The organism is Bradyrhizobium sp. BR2003, assembly GCF_009720285.1.
Lineage (GTDB): Bacteria > Pseudomonadota > Alphaproteobacteria > Rhizobiales > Xanthobacteraceae > Bradyrhizobium > Bradyrhizobium elkanii.
This window is the reverse complement of the sequence record NZ_SMYJ01000021.1, coordinates 61,054-74,915: the sequence shown is the minus strand read 5'-3', so window position 1 is coordinate 74,915 and position 13,862 is coordinate 61,054. Positions and strand designations below refer to the sequence as shown.

At 64.9% G+C, this 13,862-nt stretch carries 11 protein-coding genes; 10 read left to right on the top strand and 1 reads right to left on the bottom strand.

Going from position 1 to position 13,862, the window contains the following annotated elements; all coding sequences use genetic code 11:
* The first annotated feature begins 1 nt into the window (after position 1).
* The 10 genes from E2I15_RS15805 (at position 2) to mmsB (ending at position 12,310) form a co-directional block, all read left to right on the top strand.
* Positions 2 to 877 (top strand): phosphoribulokinase, encoded by an 876-nt coding sequence (locus E2I15_RS15805; RefSeq protein WP_026192557.1) that lies wholly within the window; start codon positions 2 to 4, stop codon positions 875 to 877.
* Positions 874 to 2,895 (top strand): transketolase, encoded by a 2,022-nt coding sequence (gene tkt, locus E2I15_RS15800; RefSeq protein WP_137476313.1) that lies wholly within the window; start codon positions 874 to 876, stop codon positions 2,893 to 2,895. Before E2I15_RS15805 ends, tkt begins: the two co-directional genes overlap by 4 nt.
* A gap of 15 nt (positions 2,896 to 2,910) precedes the next feature.
* Positions 2,911 to 3,993 carry a class II fructose-bisphosphate aldolase gene (gene fba, locus E2I15_RS15795; RefSeq protein WP_137476312.1) on the top strand — a complete coding sequence of 361 codons (1,083 nt, stop codon included), beginning with the start codon at positions 2,911 to 2,913 and terminating at the stop codon, positions 3,991 to 3,993.
* 36 nt (positions 3,994 to 4,029) lie between these two features.
* Positions 4,030 to 5,487, top strand: a complete 1,458-nt coding sequence (locus tag E2I15_RS15790; RefSeq protein WP_137476580.1) for a form I ribulose bisphosphate carboxylase large subunit — start codon at positions 4,030 to 4,032, stop codon at positions 5,485 to 5,487.
* Positions 5,488 to 5,499: 12 nt separating this feature from the next.
* On the top strand, positions 5,500 to 5,925 hold the full coding sequence (locus E2I15_RS15785; protein WP_016845647.1) for a ribulose bisphosphate carboxylase small subunit: 426 nt from the start codon (positions 5,500 to 5,502) through the stop codon (positions 5,923 to 5,925).
* Positions 5,926 to 6,033: 108 nt separating this feature from the next.
* Positions 6,034 to 6,975 carry a CbbX protein gene (gene cbbX / locus E2I15_RS15780; RefSeq protein WP_050386984.1) on the top strand — a complete coding sequence of 314 codons (942 nt, stop codon included), beginning with the start codon at positions 6,034 to 6,036 and terminating at the stop codon, positions 6,973 to 6,975.
* On the top strand, positions 6,972 to 7,688 hold the full coding sequence (locus tag E2I15_RS15775) for an HAD-IA family hydrolase (RefSeq protein ID WP_137476311.1): 717 nt from the start codon (positions 6,972 to 6,974) through the stop codon (positions 7,686 to 7,688). The genes cbbX and E2I15_RS15775 overlap by 4 nt, the downstream gene beginning before the upstream one ends.
* A 612-nt stretch (positions 7,689 to 8,300) precedes the next feature.
* Positions 8,301 to 9,374 (top strand): multiple monosaccharide ABC transporter substrate-binding protein, encoded by a 1,074-nt coding sequence (gene chvE / locus E2I15_RS15770; RefSeq protein ID WP_137476310.1) that lies wholly within the window; start codon positions 8,301 to 8,303, stop codon positions 9,372 to 9,374.
* A gap of 168 nt (positions 9,375 to 9,542) precedes the next feature.
* Positions 9,543 to 11,123, top strand: coding sequence for a multiple monosaccharide ABC transporter ATP-binding protein (mmsA, locus tag E2I15_RS15760; protein WP_137476309.1), 1,581 nt, complete (start codon positions 9,543 to 9,545; stop codon positions 11,121 to 11,123).
* Positions 11,120 to 12,310 (top strand): multiple monosaccharide ABC transporter permease, encoded by a 1,191-nt coding sequence (mmsB, locus tag E2I15_RS15755; RefSeq protein ID WP_137476308.1) that lies wholly within the window; start codon positions 11,120 to 11,122, stop codon positions 12,308 to 12,310. Before mmsA ends, mmsB begins: the two co-directional genes overlap by 4 nt.
* 82 nt (positions 12,311 to 12,392) lie before the next feature.
* Here the strand turns inward: mmsB and E2I15_RS15750 are convergent, their stop codons facing one another.
* Positions 12,393 to 13,760, bottom strand: coding sequence for a glycosyltransferase family 87 protein (locus E2I15_RS15750; protein ID WP_170991374.1), 1,368 nt, complete (start codon positions 13,758 to 13,760; stop codon positions 12,393 to 12,395).
* Between the last annotated feature and the right edge of the window lie 102 nt (positions 13,761 to 13,862).

Genomic DNA, 13,862 nt, shown 5'->3' with positions numbered 1-13,862 from the left:
CATGTCACGTCGACATCCCATCATCTCGATCACCGGCTCCTCCGGAGCCGGCACCACCTCGGTGAAGAAGACGTTCGAGAACATCTTCCGCCGCGAGAACGTGGTCGCCGCCTACATCGAAGGCGACGCGTTCCACCGCTACGACCGCGCCGAGATGCGCAGCCTGATGGCGGAGAGGGCCGAGCGCGGCAACAAGCACTTCAGCCATTTCAGCCCCGAGACCAATTTGTTCGAGGAGCTGGAGAAGTTGTTCAGCGACTATGCCGAGACCGGGACCGGAACCACGCGGCACTATGTGCACGACGAGGAAGAATCGCGGCTTTACGGCGCCAAGCCCGGCACCTTCACCGCTTGGGAGGCGCTGCCGGAGAATTCCGACCTCTTGTTCTACGAGGGCCTGCATGGTGCCGTGGTCACCGACAAGGTGAATGTCGCGCAGCATGCCGACCTCAAGATCGGCGTCGTGCCGGTCATCAACCTCGAATGGATCCAGAAGCTGCATCGCGACCGCAGCCATCGCGGCTACTCCACCGAGGCGGTGACCGACACCATCCTGCGCCGCATGCCGGACTACGTGAATTACATCTGCCCGCAATTCACCGAGACCGACATCAACTTCCAGCGCGTGCCGACGGTCGACACGTCGAACCCGTTCATCGCGCGCTGGATCCCGACGCCGGATGAATCGATGGTCGTGATCCGCTTGAAGAACCCGCGCGGCATCGATTTTCCCTATCTGCTCTCGATGATCCCGAACAGCTTCATGTCACGTGCCAATTCGATCGTGGTGCACGGCGCCAAGCTTGACCTCGCGATGCAGCTCATCCTGACCCCGCTGATCCTGCAACTGATCGAACGAAAGAGGCGAACGATATGACCGCACTTGCGTCCGTTGCCAGCCGCCCCGAAATCAGCCACGACGAGATGGCCAACGCCATCCGCTTCCTCGCCATCGACGCGGTGGAGCAGTCGAAATCCGGCCATCCCGGCATGCCGATGGGCATGGCCGATGTCGCGGCCGTGCTGTTCACGGACTTCCTGAAGTTCGACCCGGCCGATCCGTCCTGGCCCGACCGCGATCGCTTCGTGCTGTCGGCCGGTCACGGCTCGATGCTGCTCTACGCGTTGCTCTATCTGACGGGCTACGAGAGCATGACGCTCGACCAGCTCAAGGCGTTCCGGCAGTGGGGATCGAAAACCCCGGGCCATCCCGAATATGGCCACACCCCGGGTGTCGAGACCACGACCGGGCCGCTCGGGCAGGGGATTGCGACCGCGGTCGGCATGGCGCTCGCCGAGCGGCTGATGAACGCGCGCTTCGGCAACGACCTCGTCGACCACTACACCTATGTGATCGCCGGCGATGGCTGCCTGATGGAAGGCATCAGCCATGAGGCGATCTCGCTGGCCGGCCATTTGCGGCTGAACCGCTTGATCGTGCTGTTCGACGACAATCATATCTCGATCGACGGCGCCACCTCGCTGTCCTGCTCGGACGACCAGACGGCGCGGTTCAAGGCCAGCGGCTGGAACGTCAACCGCATCGACGGCCACGATTCGCAGGCGATCACCGCGGCGATCAGGCAGGCACGATCGAGCGATCGTCCGTCGTTGATCGCCTGCCGGACGGTGATCGGGTTCGGTGCGCCGAACCGGCAGGGCAGCGAAAAGGTGCATGGCGCGCCGCTCGGTGCCGATGAGGTGGCGAAGACCCGTGCCGCGTTGCGCTGGCCGTATCCGGCATTCGAAATTCCAGATGCTGTGCTGGCGGAGTGGCGCGAGCTCGGCGGCCGCGGCCGCGACGCGCGGCGGGCCTGGATCGAGCGCTCGCGCAGCGCCTGCAAGGGCGACAAGGCCGAGCGGTCCCCGTTCCATGACGCGCTGAACCGGAGATTGCCCTGCGCCTATGCCGAGGCGATGGCGAAGCTGGTGGAGCGGTTCGCGACCGAGCGGCCGAAGCTCGCCACGCGACAGGCCTCGCAGCAGGTCATCGACGTGATCGCGGAGGCGTTGCCGAATCTCCTCGGCGGCTCGGCCGACCTCACGCACTCCAATCTGACGCTGGCGAAGTCGCAGGTTTCGGTGCGGCCGGAAACGCTCGACGGCAGCTATATCCATTACGGCATCCGCGAGCATGGCATGGCCGCGGCGATGAACGGCATTGCCCTGCACGGCGGGTTCATTCCCTACGGCGGCACCTTCCTCAGCTTCGCCGATTACAGCCGGCCGGCGATCCGCCTCGCCGCGCTGATGGGTATCCGCGTGATCCATGTGATGACCCACGATTCCATCGGGCTCGGCGAGGACGGGCCGACCCATCAGCCGGTCGAGCATCTGGCGGCGCTGCGCGCGATCCCGAACGTCCTGGTGTTCCGCCCGGCCGATGCGGTCGAGACGGCGGAAGCGTGGGACTGCGCGCTGAAAGCAGAGACCTCGCCGTCGATCCTCTGCCTGTCACGGCAGGCGTTGCCGACGGTTCGCGACGGCAGCAAGGACAACCAGGTCGCGCTCGGCGCCTACGTTCTCGTCGAGCCGGCCTTCGGGCGTGACGTCACCCTGATTGCAACGGGTTCGGAGGTGGCGATCGCGCTCGAAGCCGCAAAGCTGCTGGCGGAAGACGGGGTACAGGCCGCGGTCGTCTCGGCCCCGTGCTTCGACCTGTTCCGCCGGCAGCCGAGCGACTATCGCGCTCAGGTGCTGGGCGGCGCCCCGCGCGTCGGTGTGGAAGCCGCGGTCGAGGGCGACTGGGCGCGCTGGCTCGGCGACGACGGTGCGTTCGTCGGCATGACCGGCTTCGGCGCTTCCGCGCCGGCCGACGTGCTCTACCGCGAATTCGGCATCACGCCCGCGGCAATCGCTGCTGCTGCAAAACAGCTCATTCAACGAGCGAACTGAAAGGAGGACGCCACCATGGCGCGGATAACCCTGAGACAGTTGCTGGATCACGCCGCCGAACGCGGCTACGGCGTGCCGGCCTTCAACATCAACAATATGGAGCAGGGCCTTGCCATCATGGAGGCGGCGGCCGCCTGCGATGCGCCCGTCATCATCCAGGCCTCGCGCGGCGCGCGGTCCTATGCCAACGACATCATGCTGGCGAAGATGATCGACGCGCTGGAGGAGATGCATCCGCAGATTCCGCTCTGCCTGCATCTCGACCACGGCAACGAAGAGGCGACCTGCGCCACCGCAATCCGCTACGGCTTCACCTCCGTCATGATGGACGGCTCGCTCAAGGCCGACGCCAAGACCGCGGCCGACTATGACTACAATGTCGACATCACCCGCCGGGTCGTCGACATGGCCCACTGGGTCGGCGCGTCGGTCGAGGGCGAACTCGGCGTGCTCGGCTCGCTCGAGCATGGCGGCGGCGAGCAGGAGGATGGTCACGGCGTCGAAGGCAAGCTGAGCCATGATCAGCTGCTCACCGATCCGGACCAGGCGGTCGATTTCGTCCGGGCCACCAAGGTCGATGCGCTGGCGATCGCGATGGGTACCTCGCATGGCGCCTACAAGTTCACGCGGCGGCCCGACGGCGAGATCCTGGCGATGCGCGTGGTCGAGGAGATCCACAGCCGCCTGCCGAACACGCATCTGGTGATGCACGGCTCGTCCTCGGTGCCGCAGCCGCTGCAGGACATGTTCAACCAGTTCGGCGGCGAGATGCCGCAGACCTGGGGCGTCCCGGTCGAGGAGATCGTCCGCGGCATCAAGCACGGGGTGCGCAAGGTCAATATCGACACCGATTGCCGCCTGGCGATGGCGGCGGCCTTCCGCAAGGTCGCCGTCCAGTCGAAGAGCGAGTTCGATCCGCGCAAATTCCTGAAGCCCGCGATGGATGCGCTGCGCGATCTCTGCCGTGACCGCTTCGAGCAGTTCGGCACGGCCGGCAATGCCGCCAGGATCAAGGTGGTGGCACTGCCGGAGATGGCCCGTCGCTATCGCGCCGGCGCGCTCGATCCGCAAATTGGAAAGATGACCCAGGCCGCCTGAGCAAATGGCGACGAACCACAGGAGATTTCGATGAACATGCAGCAGTCGATCACGGTGCGCGGCAAGGATCGCTACAAGTCCGGCGTGATGGAATACAAGCGGATGGGCTATTGGGAGCCGAACTACGAGCCCAAGGACACCGACGTCATCGCCTTGTTCCGCGTCACGCCGCAGGACGGCGTCGATCCGACCGAAGCCTGCGCGGCGGTGGCGGGCGAATCCTCGACCGCGACCTGGACCGTGGTGTGGACCGACCGGCTGACGGCCGCGGAGAAATACCGGGCGAAGTGCTATCGCGTCGATCCGGTGCCGAATTCGCCGGGCAGCTACTTCGCCTATATCGCCTATGACCTCGACCTGTTCGAGCCGGGCTCGATCTCGAACCTGACCGCCTCGATCATCGGCAATGTGTTCGGCTTCAAGCCGCTGAAGGCGCTGCGGCTCGAGGACATGCGGCTGCCGACCGCCTATGTGAAGACATTCCAGGGCCCGGCGACCGGCATCGTGGTGGAGCGCGAGCGGCTCGACAAGTTCGGCCGTCCCTTGCTCGGCGCCACCGTGAAGCCGAAGCTCGGCCTGTCCGGCCGCAACTATGGCCGCGTCGTTTATGAAGCCTTGAAAGGCGGGCTCGACTTCACCAAGGACGACGAGAACATCAACTCGCAGCCCTTCATGCACTGGCGCGAGCGCTTCCTCTACTGCATGGAAGCGGTCAACCGCGCGCAGGCCGCGACCGGCGAGATCAAGGGGACCTATCTCAACGTTACCGCGGCGACCATGGAGGACATGTACGAGCGCGCCGAGTTCGCCCATGAGCTCGGCTCCAACATCGTCATGATCGACCTCGTGATCGGCTACACCGCGATCCAGTCGATGGCGAAGTGGGCGCGCAAGAACAACATGATCCTGCATCTGCATCGCGCCGGCCACTCGACCTACACGCGGCAGCGCAGCCACGGCGTCTCGTTCCGCGTGATCGCGAAATGGATGCGGCTCGCCGGCGTCGATCACATCCATGCCGGCACGGTGGTCGGCAAGCTCGAGGGCGATCCGAACACCACCCGCGGCTACTACGACATCTGCCGCGAGGACTTCAATCCGCTGCACCTGGAGCACGGCGTGTTCTTCGACCAGAACTGGGCGAGCCTCAACAAGCTGATGCCGGTGGCCTCCGGCGGCATTCATGCCGGCCAGATGCACCAGCTGCTCGATCTGCTCGGCGAGGACGTCGTGCTGCAGTTCGGCGGCGGCACCATCGGCCATCCCCGCGGCATCCAGGCCGGCGCCACCGCGAACCGCGTCGCGCTGGAGGCCATGATCCTCGCCCGCAACGAGGGGCGCGACTACGTCAACGAGGGGCCGGAGATCCTGGCCAAGGCGGCGCAGACCTGCACGCCGCTGCGCGAGGCGCTCGATGTCTGGAAGGACGTCACCTTCAACTACGAGTCGACGGACGCCCCCGATTTCGTTCCCACGCCGAGCATGGCGGTCTGAGAGGAGGTTCTCATGCGCGTGACCCAAGGCTGCTTCTCGTTCCTGCCCGATCTGACCGACGAGCAGATCGCCGCACAGGTGCAATATTGTCTCGACAAGGGCTGGGCGGTGAACATCGAGTTCACCGACGATCCGCATCCCCGCAACACCTATTGGGATATGTGGGGCCTTCCGATGTTCGACCTGCGCGATGCGGCCGGCATCATGAAGGAGCTCGCCGACTGCCGGCGGGTCTATGGCGACCGCTATATCCGGATCTCCGGCTTTGATTCCAGCCCGGGCTGGGAGTCGGTTCGCATCTCCTTCATCGTCAACCGGCCGCGGGAGGAGCCGGGCTTCCGGCTCGACCGTCAGGAGGCCGCCGGACGCAATCTGCGTTACGCGACCCATTCCTATGCGGCGGGCCGCCCCGAAGGCGAACGCTACACCGATCATTGACCGCGTCCGGCTTGCAAACCAGGCGGGTTGCTCCCTCGACCGTCCTGGTCCGGATGCACTTCTCCGTCGTCGCCCCGCGGCGACGGAGCTTTTCCAGGCGAGAGGACAATGACCCAGGCGCAAGAACAGATCAGCGAACAAATCCGCGAGACCCCGCTCGAGACCATCGACCTTCGCCATGAATTCGCCGACCTCGGCATCGGCGACGTGCTCGACCAGCTTGATTCCGAATTGATCGGCCTGAAGCCGGTGAAGACCCGCATCCGCGAGATCGCCTCGCTGCTGCTGGTCGAACGCATCAGGCAGAAGATGGCGCTGGCGACGACGTTTCCGACCCTGCATATGTCGTTCACCGGCAACCCCGGCACCGGCAAGACCACGGTCGCGCTGCGGATGGCCGGAATCCTGCACCGGCTCGGCTTCGTGCGCCGCGGCCACGTCATCAGCGTCACGCGCGACGACCTCGTCGGCCAATATATCGGCCACACCGCGCCGAAGACGAAGGAAATATTGAAGAAGGCGATGGGCGGCGTGCTGTTCATCGACGAGGCCTATTACCTCTATCGCCCCGAAAACGAGCGCGACTACGGGCAGGAGGCGATCGAGATCCTGCTCCAGGTGATGGAGCAGCAGCGCGAGGATCTGGTGGTGATCCTGGCCGGCTATGGCGACCGCATGGAGAAGTTCTTCCAGAGCAATCCGGGCTTCCGCTCCCGCATCGCGCATCACATCGATTTCCCCGACTATTCGGACGGCGAGTTGCTCTGGATCGCCGAGCTGATGTTGCAGCAGCAGAATTATCGTTTCTCCCCGGAAGCACGCGAGGCCTTCATCCGTTACATTGCCGTGCGCAAGGAACAGCCGCTGTTCTCCAATGCACGCTCGATCCGCAATGCGCTCGATCGTATCCGGCTGCGCCAGGCCAACCGGATCGTGGCGAAGCTCGACCGCACGCTCACCGCCGACGATGTGATGTCGATCGAGGCCGGCGACGTGCTTGCCAGCCGGGTATTCGTCAAAGGCGCCGGTGCGCCGGGCGAGGGACGATGAACGAGGCGCTCGCCGTGATCCGGACCGCCGGGATGCGCGACATCATCGCGAGCGCCCGCGCCTTAATATTCGATGTCGACGGCACGCTCGCCGAAACCGAGGAGGTGCATCGCCGTGCCTTCAATGAGGCCTTTGCCGAAGCCGGCCTCGATTGGTTCTGGGATCAGGTCACTTACGCGCGCCTGCTTCGGGTGGCCGGCGGCAAGGAGCGCATCCGGGCCTTCGACCAGCGCAACGCGGTCCCAATGCTGACATTCGCCGAGATCGCCGACCTGCACAGGATCAAGACGGCGCGCTACGCCGCGCTGATTGCCGCGGGCGGCTGCCCATTGCGGCCGGGCGTCAGGGCCTGGCTCGCCGGCGCGCGCAGCCGAGGCCAGCGCGTGGCGATCGCAACGACCACCTCGCATGGCAATATCAATGCGCTGCTCTCGGTTTCGCTCGGGCTGGACTGGGCCGATCAGTTCGAGGCGATCGTTGCCGGCGACGACGTGCCGCGGAAGAAGCCGGCGCCGGATGTCTACATCGAGGTCCTGACCCGGCTCGGGCTCGGGCCGGGAGATTGCGTCGCCGTTGAGGATTCCGGCAACGGCCTCGCCGCCGCGGCAGGCGCCGGCATCCCCGTCGTCGTCACCCGCAGCACCTATGTCAGCGACGACGATTTTGCCGAGGCGCTGCTGGTCGTCGACGATCTCTCTGACATCGATGCCTGAAGGCCGCTGCCGGCTGGCTGGCGGTTCCGGCAAATTTATTCGTGTTGTTAAATAAATGGAGCTTGCGTCCATAGCAGGGTGGGGGCACAATCCCACCGAAGGTTGCCAAAAGTGGTTTCTTCCTACCTTGGAGGCTGTGGGACTTGTGGACGATTCCAGACGGCGCCTCACGATCCTCCCCATCCCGATCAATTTCTTCGGATAGTTAAATAAATGGCCGGTCGATGCTTGCATCCGTACGGTGGGAGCAACATCAATCAAAGGGCGCAAAAAGCAGGGCCACACCGCCAGAAGCTCTGGCGGACGCAGGCGCTCGCCAACGATTCCGGAAGATGGGCGCCTCATGATCCTCCACGTCGTTCTTGCGTCTTGTTCGTCCCACGACATGACTCGCGGAAGAACCGGGCATTGCAGGATCGACATGGCCGATCGTGCGGAGTGAGCATTGTCGCTGTTGACGGGTTCAACCGACATTCCGCAATTTCGGTTCGTGACGGTCCCGGCGCTGATCCGACGTCGCCGTAGATCTGCGGTCCGCCCACGAATGATAGCCGCCGATTGACGCAGTCTACGGCAGGGTTACCCCAACTCAAAAAAACGAGGGAGTGAAGCATGTTCAAATTGAAGACCAGCTTGTTTGCACTGGCGCTGGCCGGCCTTGCCGCGACGGTGTCGGATGGCGACGCCATGGCCCAGAGCAAGCCGACCATCGGCATCGCGATGCCGACCAAATCCTCGGCGCGCTGGATCGACGACGGCAACAACATGGTCAAGGTGCTGAAGGAGCGCGGCTACGGCACCGACCTGCAGTACGCCGAAGACGACATTCCGAACCAGCTCTCCCAGGTCGAGAACATGGTGACCAAGGGTGCCAAGGTGCTGGTCATCGCCGCCATCGACGGCACCACCTTGTCCGATGTGCTGAAGCAGGCCAAGGCCCAGGGCATCACGGTGATCGCATATGACCGCCTGATCCGCGACACCCCCAATGTCGACTATTACGCGACCTTCGACAATTTCCAGGTCGGTGTGCTGCAGGCCCAGTCGATCGAGAACGCGCTCGGGCTCAAGGAGGGCAAGGGGCCTTTCAACATCGAGCTGTTCGGCGGTTCGCCCGACGACAACAATGCGTACTTCTTCTACGACGGCGCGATGTCGGTGTTGAAGCCGTATATCGACAGCGGCAAGCTCGTGGTCGGCAGCGGCCAGACGGGCATGAACAAGGTCGCGACGCTGCGCTGGGACGGCGCGACCGCGCAGGCGCGGATGGATAATCTGCTCAGTGCGTTCTACGGCAAGAAGCGCGTCGATGCGGTGCTGTCGCCCTATGACGGCCTGTCGATCGGCATCATCTCCTCGCTGAAGAGCGTTGGCTACGGCAGCAAGGACCAGCCGATGCCGTACATCAGCGGGCAGGATGCCGAAGTCCCCTCGATCAAGGCGATGCTGCGCGGCGAGCAATATTCAACCATCTTCAAGGATACCCGCGACCTCGCCAAGGTGACGGCCGACATGGTCGACGCCGTGCTGAGCAAGAAGGAGGTCAGCGTCAACGATACCAAGACCTACAACAACGGGGTCAAGGTAGTTCCGTCCTATCTCCTCAAGCCGGTCGTGGTGGATAAGGCCAATTGGGAGAAAGTCCTGATTGACAGCGGCTACTACAAGCGCTCGCAATTCGACTAGAGCGTTTTCGAGCGAAGTGGGTACCGGTTCGCGTGAGGAAAACGCGTCAAAACTGGAATCTGGAGCCCCGTTCCGATTTAATCGGAACGGAATAGGCTCTAGGGCTGACAGGCGGGTGAGCGGTGGCGAACCGCGCCGAGGCCGATCGACGCTGCGGGACATGATCCGATGACGGCTATGCTGGAGATGCGCGGCGTCAGCAAGAGCTTTGCCGGCGTGCAGGCGCTGCGCGAGGTCAGCTTCACCGTCGAGGCCGGTCAGATCCATGCGCTGGTCGGCGAAAACGGCGCCGGCAAGTCGACCTTGATGAAGGTGCTGAGCGGGGTCTATCCGGCCGGAAGCTACGATGGGTCGATCGTGTTCGACGGCGAGGAGCGGCGCTTCCGCGACATCAACGACAGCGAGGCGCTCGGGATCATCATCATCCATCAGGAGCTGGCGCTGATCCCGCTGATGTCGATTGCCGAGAACATCTTCCTGTCGCATCCGCCGTCGCGGTTCGGCGTCATCGACCGCAACGCGGTGCATCGGCGGACCGCCGAACTGTTGGCGCAGGTCGGCTTGCGGGAGCCGCCGGACACGCTGATCACCGACCTCGGCGTCGGCAAGCAGCAGCTCGTTGAAATCGCCAAGGCGCTGTCCAAGCGGGTGCGCCTCCTGATCCTCGACGAGCCGACCGCAAGCCTCAACGAGGCCGACAGCGCCGCCTTGCTCGAGCGGCTCCTGGCCTTCCGCGAGCAGGGCATCGCCTCGATCCTGATCTCGCACAAGCTGAACGAGGTTGCGCGCGTCGCCGACCGCATCACGGTGCTGCGCGACGGCCGCACCGTCGACAGCATCGACTGCCGGACCGAGCGCATCGAGGAGGACCGCATCATCCGCAGCATGGTCGACCGCGATCTCGCGCATCGTTTCCCCGAACGAAAGGCGGAGATCGGCGAACCCGTGATGACGGTGCAGAACTGGTCGGTGTATCACCCGCTGCATCCCGAGCGGCAGGTGATCAAGAACGTCGACTTCACGCTGCGGCGCGGCGAGGTGGTCGGCATCGCCGGCCTGATGGGCGCCGGCCGCACTGAGTTCGCGATGAGCCTGTTCGGCCGCGCCTGGGGCACCAACGTCTCCGGCAAGGTCCGCTTCGATGGACGCGAGGCCGATCTGTCCAGCGTGCCGGCCGCGATCGATGCCGGCATCGCCTATGTCACGGAAGACCGCAAGCAGCTCGGGCTGATCCTTGCCGCCGACGTCCGCAAGAACGTGACGGTGGCGAGCCTGCGCCAGGTGTCGGAACGCGGCGTGATCGACGATGTCGCCGAGCTGAAAGCCGCAAGCGACTACCGCACCCGGATGCGGATCCGCTGTTCCGACGTCTACCAGGCGACCGGCGACCTCTCGGGCGGCAACCAGCAGAAGGTCGTGCTGTCGAAATGGTTGATGACCGATCCGAGGGTGCTGCTGCTGGACGAGCCGACGCGCGGGGTCGACGTCGGGGCCAAATACGAGATCTACTCCATCATCAACGAGCTGGCCGAGGCCGGCAGGGGCGTCGTGGTGATCTCCTCGGAGATGCCCGAGCTGCTCGGCATCTGCGACCGGATCTGCGTGATGAATGACGGCGCCTTCGTCGGCGAGTTCGCGGCGCACGATGCGACGCAGGAGAAGATCATGCGCGCCATCATGCGCAATGTCAGAATGTCCGGACGCGGCGCCGACGAAAGAGCGGCACGCGCCGGAGGAGGGGCGCCATGACCGACAAGACGGTATCACTTCCCGAGACCCCCAGGCATTCCGGCTTCATCAAGAACAATCTGCGCAACTACGGCATGCTGCTGTCGCTGCTCGCGATCATGCTGTTCTTCGAGATCGTGACCGACGGCACGCTGTTGCAGCCGCTCAACCTCACCAATCTAGTGCTGCAGAACAGCTACATCGTCATCATGGCGCTCGGCATGCTGCTGGTGATCGTCACCGGGCATATCGATCTGTCGGTCGGCTCGGTCGCGGGCTTCGTCGGCGCCGTCGCGGCGGTGCTGATGGTGCGCTACCATGTCAGCTACCCGATCGCCTTCGTCGCCTGCCTTCTGGTCGGTGCCGCGATCGGCGCGGCACAGGGCTATTGGGTGGCCTATTTCGGCATTCCGTCCTTCATCGTGACGCTGGCGGGCATGCTCGTGTTCAAGGGCCTCGCGCTCGCGGTGCTGCAGGGCCAGTCGGTCGGGCCGTTCCCGCCGACCTTCCAGAAGCTGTCGTCGGGCTTCATCCCCGAGCTGTTCCCGAGCGCCGGCACGCTCTATCCGACGTCGCTCGCGATCGGCATCGTCCTGGCGTTTGTCCTGGTGCTGGCCACCGCCAGGAGCCGGGCGCGCGAGCAGGCGCACGGCATTGCCGTCGAGCCCTACGCGTTTTTCATCGTCAAGAGCATCGCGCTGGCGGGTGCGGTGCTCTACTTCACCTATCTGATCGCCTCGCATCGCGGCCTGCCCAACGTGCTCGTGATCATGACCGTCCTGATCGCGCTCTATGGCTTCGTCACGCGGCGGACGGTGATCGGTCGGCAGATCTACGCCGTGGGCGGCAATGCCAAGGCGGCGAAGCTGTCTGGTGTCAAGACCGAACGGCTCACCTTCTTTACCTTCGTCAATATGGGCGTGCTGGCCGCGCTCGCCGGGCTGGTGTTCGCAGCCCGGCTCAACACCGCGACGCCGAAGGCCGGTCTCGGCTTCGAGCTCGATGTGATCGCCGCCTGCTTCATCGGCGGTGCGTCGGCCTATGGCGGCGTCGGCCGGGTCGGCGGCGCGGTGGTCGGTGCCATGATCATGGGCGTCATGAACAACGGCATGTCGATCCTCGGTATCGGCATCGATTATCAGCAAGTGATCAAGGGCCTCGTCCTGCTCGGCGCCGTCTGCATCGATGTCTACAACCAGCGCCGCTGACCGCCACGCAGTCATGACTTCACGATAGGGGGCGCAACTCTTCCCGTGCGTCGTCCCGGCGAGGCTTGCGCCGTCGGGCAAATCAGTGATTGGCGATTTCGGCCGGAGCATCCAGGAGTGGCAGATGCCTGATGCGGCGCACGACGAGGATGGCAATTGCGGCAGCGGCGATCGGTGCCAGTTGCAGGCCGTTGGCGCCCGCGGGCACCATGGCGAATGGCGTCAAATAAAGCGCAGCGAGGGCGATGCGTTCATAGGGCAGCCAGCCCTGCGCAAGCGCCTGCGCGATCAGCCACGCGCCCGGGATCGCCAGGATCACGACCTCATAGTTGCCCAGCGACGGCACGCACAGGCCGGTCATCGCCACCATCAGCGCGATCTCGGCGGCGCCGCCGGGACGTTTTCGCAGCACCAGGAACAGGACGACGATCGCGATCGCGGCTGTGGTTACCTGGACGAGCCAGGCCGTGCTGCTGGATCCGCCGGCCAGCCTGACCGCGGCATAGGGACTGGCGAACTTCTCGAAACCGGGTCCGCCGCCGAGGCTCCAGGCGCTCGCCTCCGGCAGCACGGCAACGAACTTGATCCACGGGTCGATCCCGAAGATGGCGGTGGCCGCCAGCACGAGCACGAGCGTCGTTGCGGCCGCCGCGGCGAGCGCGCGCCAGCGCCGCGTCAGGATCAGCAGCAGCGGCGCAAGCAGGGCGATCTGCGGCTTGTAGCTGAAGCACCCGAGCAGCACGCCGGCGATCACCGGGTAGCGGTCCAGCGTGACGGCCGATCCGCCGAGCAGGGCCGCCGAGAACAGCGAATTCTGTCCGAACAGCGCGCATACCCACACGCCGGGAAAGGCGAGTGCGGGAACGACGGAGCCGCGCTCGAGCATGGCTCTCACCGCGGCTGCATAGGCGGCGCCGGTCGCGAAGATCCAGATGACGGCCGCCGTTGCAAAGGGAACCAGTGCGAAGGGCATCCAGAACAACAGCGAGGTCGGCGGGTAGAAGAACGGTGCGTAGGTGTTCTGACCGAGCACGGCCGCTATGGCGGCGCGGCCTGCGTCGCCATAGGCGTCGCCGGCGCGGCCTTCGAGCGCGAGCTTTGCCGCCGTCCAGAACGCCGCGAAATCATGGCCGACATCCATCGTCGGCGCAGCCCATGGGATGATCGCGATGCAGCCGATGAACAGGACGAGAAATACGCGGGTGAAGGCGGTGACACGGTCAGCCGTGAGCCAGTCGGCCTCGCGTAGCGCGGAGGCCAGCGCGCCCGCGTCCGACCGCGGTGAATGCGCGATTGCCGCCTGCGGCCGACCTGTGGACGCGCTTGACATCCGGCCGATGGTTGCGCGCGGCATCATCGTGCCACGATCCGCGTCATTCGCCGCGGGGTGACGCGCGGCGTCTTCAGCGAAGGCCAGCCCGTGTCCCTCGAGGTCCGACTTCTGCGACATCGGCCGCTTCATCCCAATCGCGTCGTGCACGCGCAACATGTGGATCAAATCGTCTAAGGTTGCGTAAACCCGATCGTTGCAATTGGCCGCGGCGCAATCGGA

Bases quoted from the DNA above. Each gene is read 5' to 3' on its own strand.
- chvE (WP_137476310.1), top strand. From the start codon at position 8,301: ATGTTCAAATTGAAGACCAGCTTGTTTGCACTGGCGCTGGCCGGCCTT.
- cbbX (WP_050386984.1), top strand. From the start codon at position 6,034: ATGACCCAGGCGCAAGAACAGATCAGCGAACAAATCCGCGAGACCCCG.
- mmsA (WP_137476309.1), top strand. From the start codon at position 9,543: ATGACGGCTATGCTGGAGATGCGCGGCGTCAGCAAGAGCTTTGCCGGC.
- E2I15_RS15775 (WP_137476311.1), top strand. From the start codon at position 6,972: ATGAACGAGGCGCTCGCCGTGATCCGGACCGCCGGGATGCGCGACATC.
- fba (WP_137476312.1), top strand. From the start codon at position 2,911: ATGGCGCGGATAACCCTGAGACAGTTGCTGGATCACGCCGCCGAACGC.
- E2I15_RS15750 (WP_170991374.1), bottom strand. From the start codon at position 13,760: ATGTCGCAGAAGTCGGACCTCGAGGGACACGGGCTGGCCTTCGCTGAA.
- E2I15_RS15805 (WP_026192557.1), top strand. From the start codon at position 2: ATGTCACGTCGACATCCCATCATCTCGATCACCGGCTCCTCCGGAGCC.
- tkt (WP_137476313.1), top strand. From the start codon at position 874: ATGACCGCACTTGCGTCCGTTGCCAGCCGCCCCGAAATCAGCCACGAC.
- E2I15_RS15785 (WP_016845647.1), top strand. From the start codon at position 5,500: ATGCGCGTGACCCAAGGCTGCTTCTCGTTCCTGCCCGATCTGACCGAC.
- mmsB (WP_137476308.1), top strand. From the start codon at position 11,120: ATGACCGACAAGACGGTATCACTTCCCGAGACCCCCAGGCATTCCGGC.
- E2I15_RS15790 (WP_137476580.1), top strand. From the start codon at position 4,030: ATGCAGCAGTCGATCACGGTGCGCGGCAAGGATCGCTACAAGTCCGGC.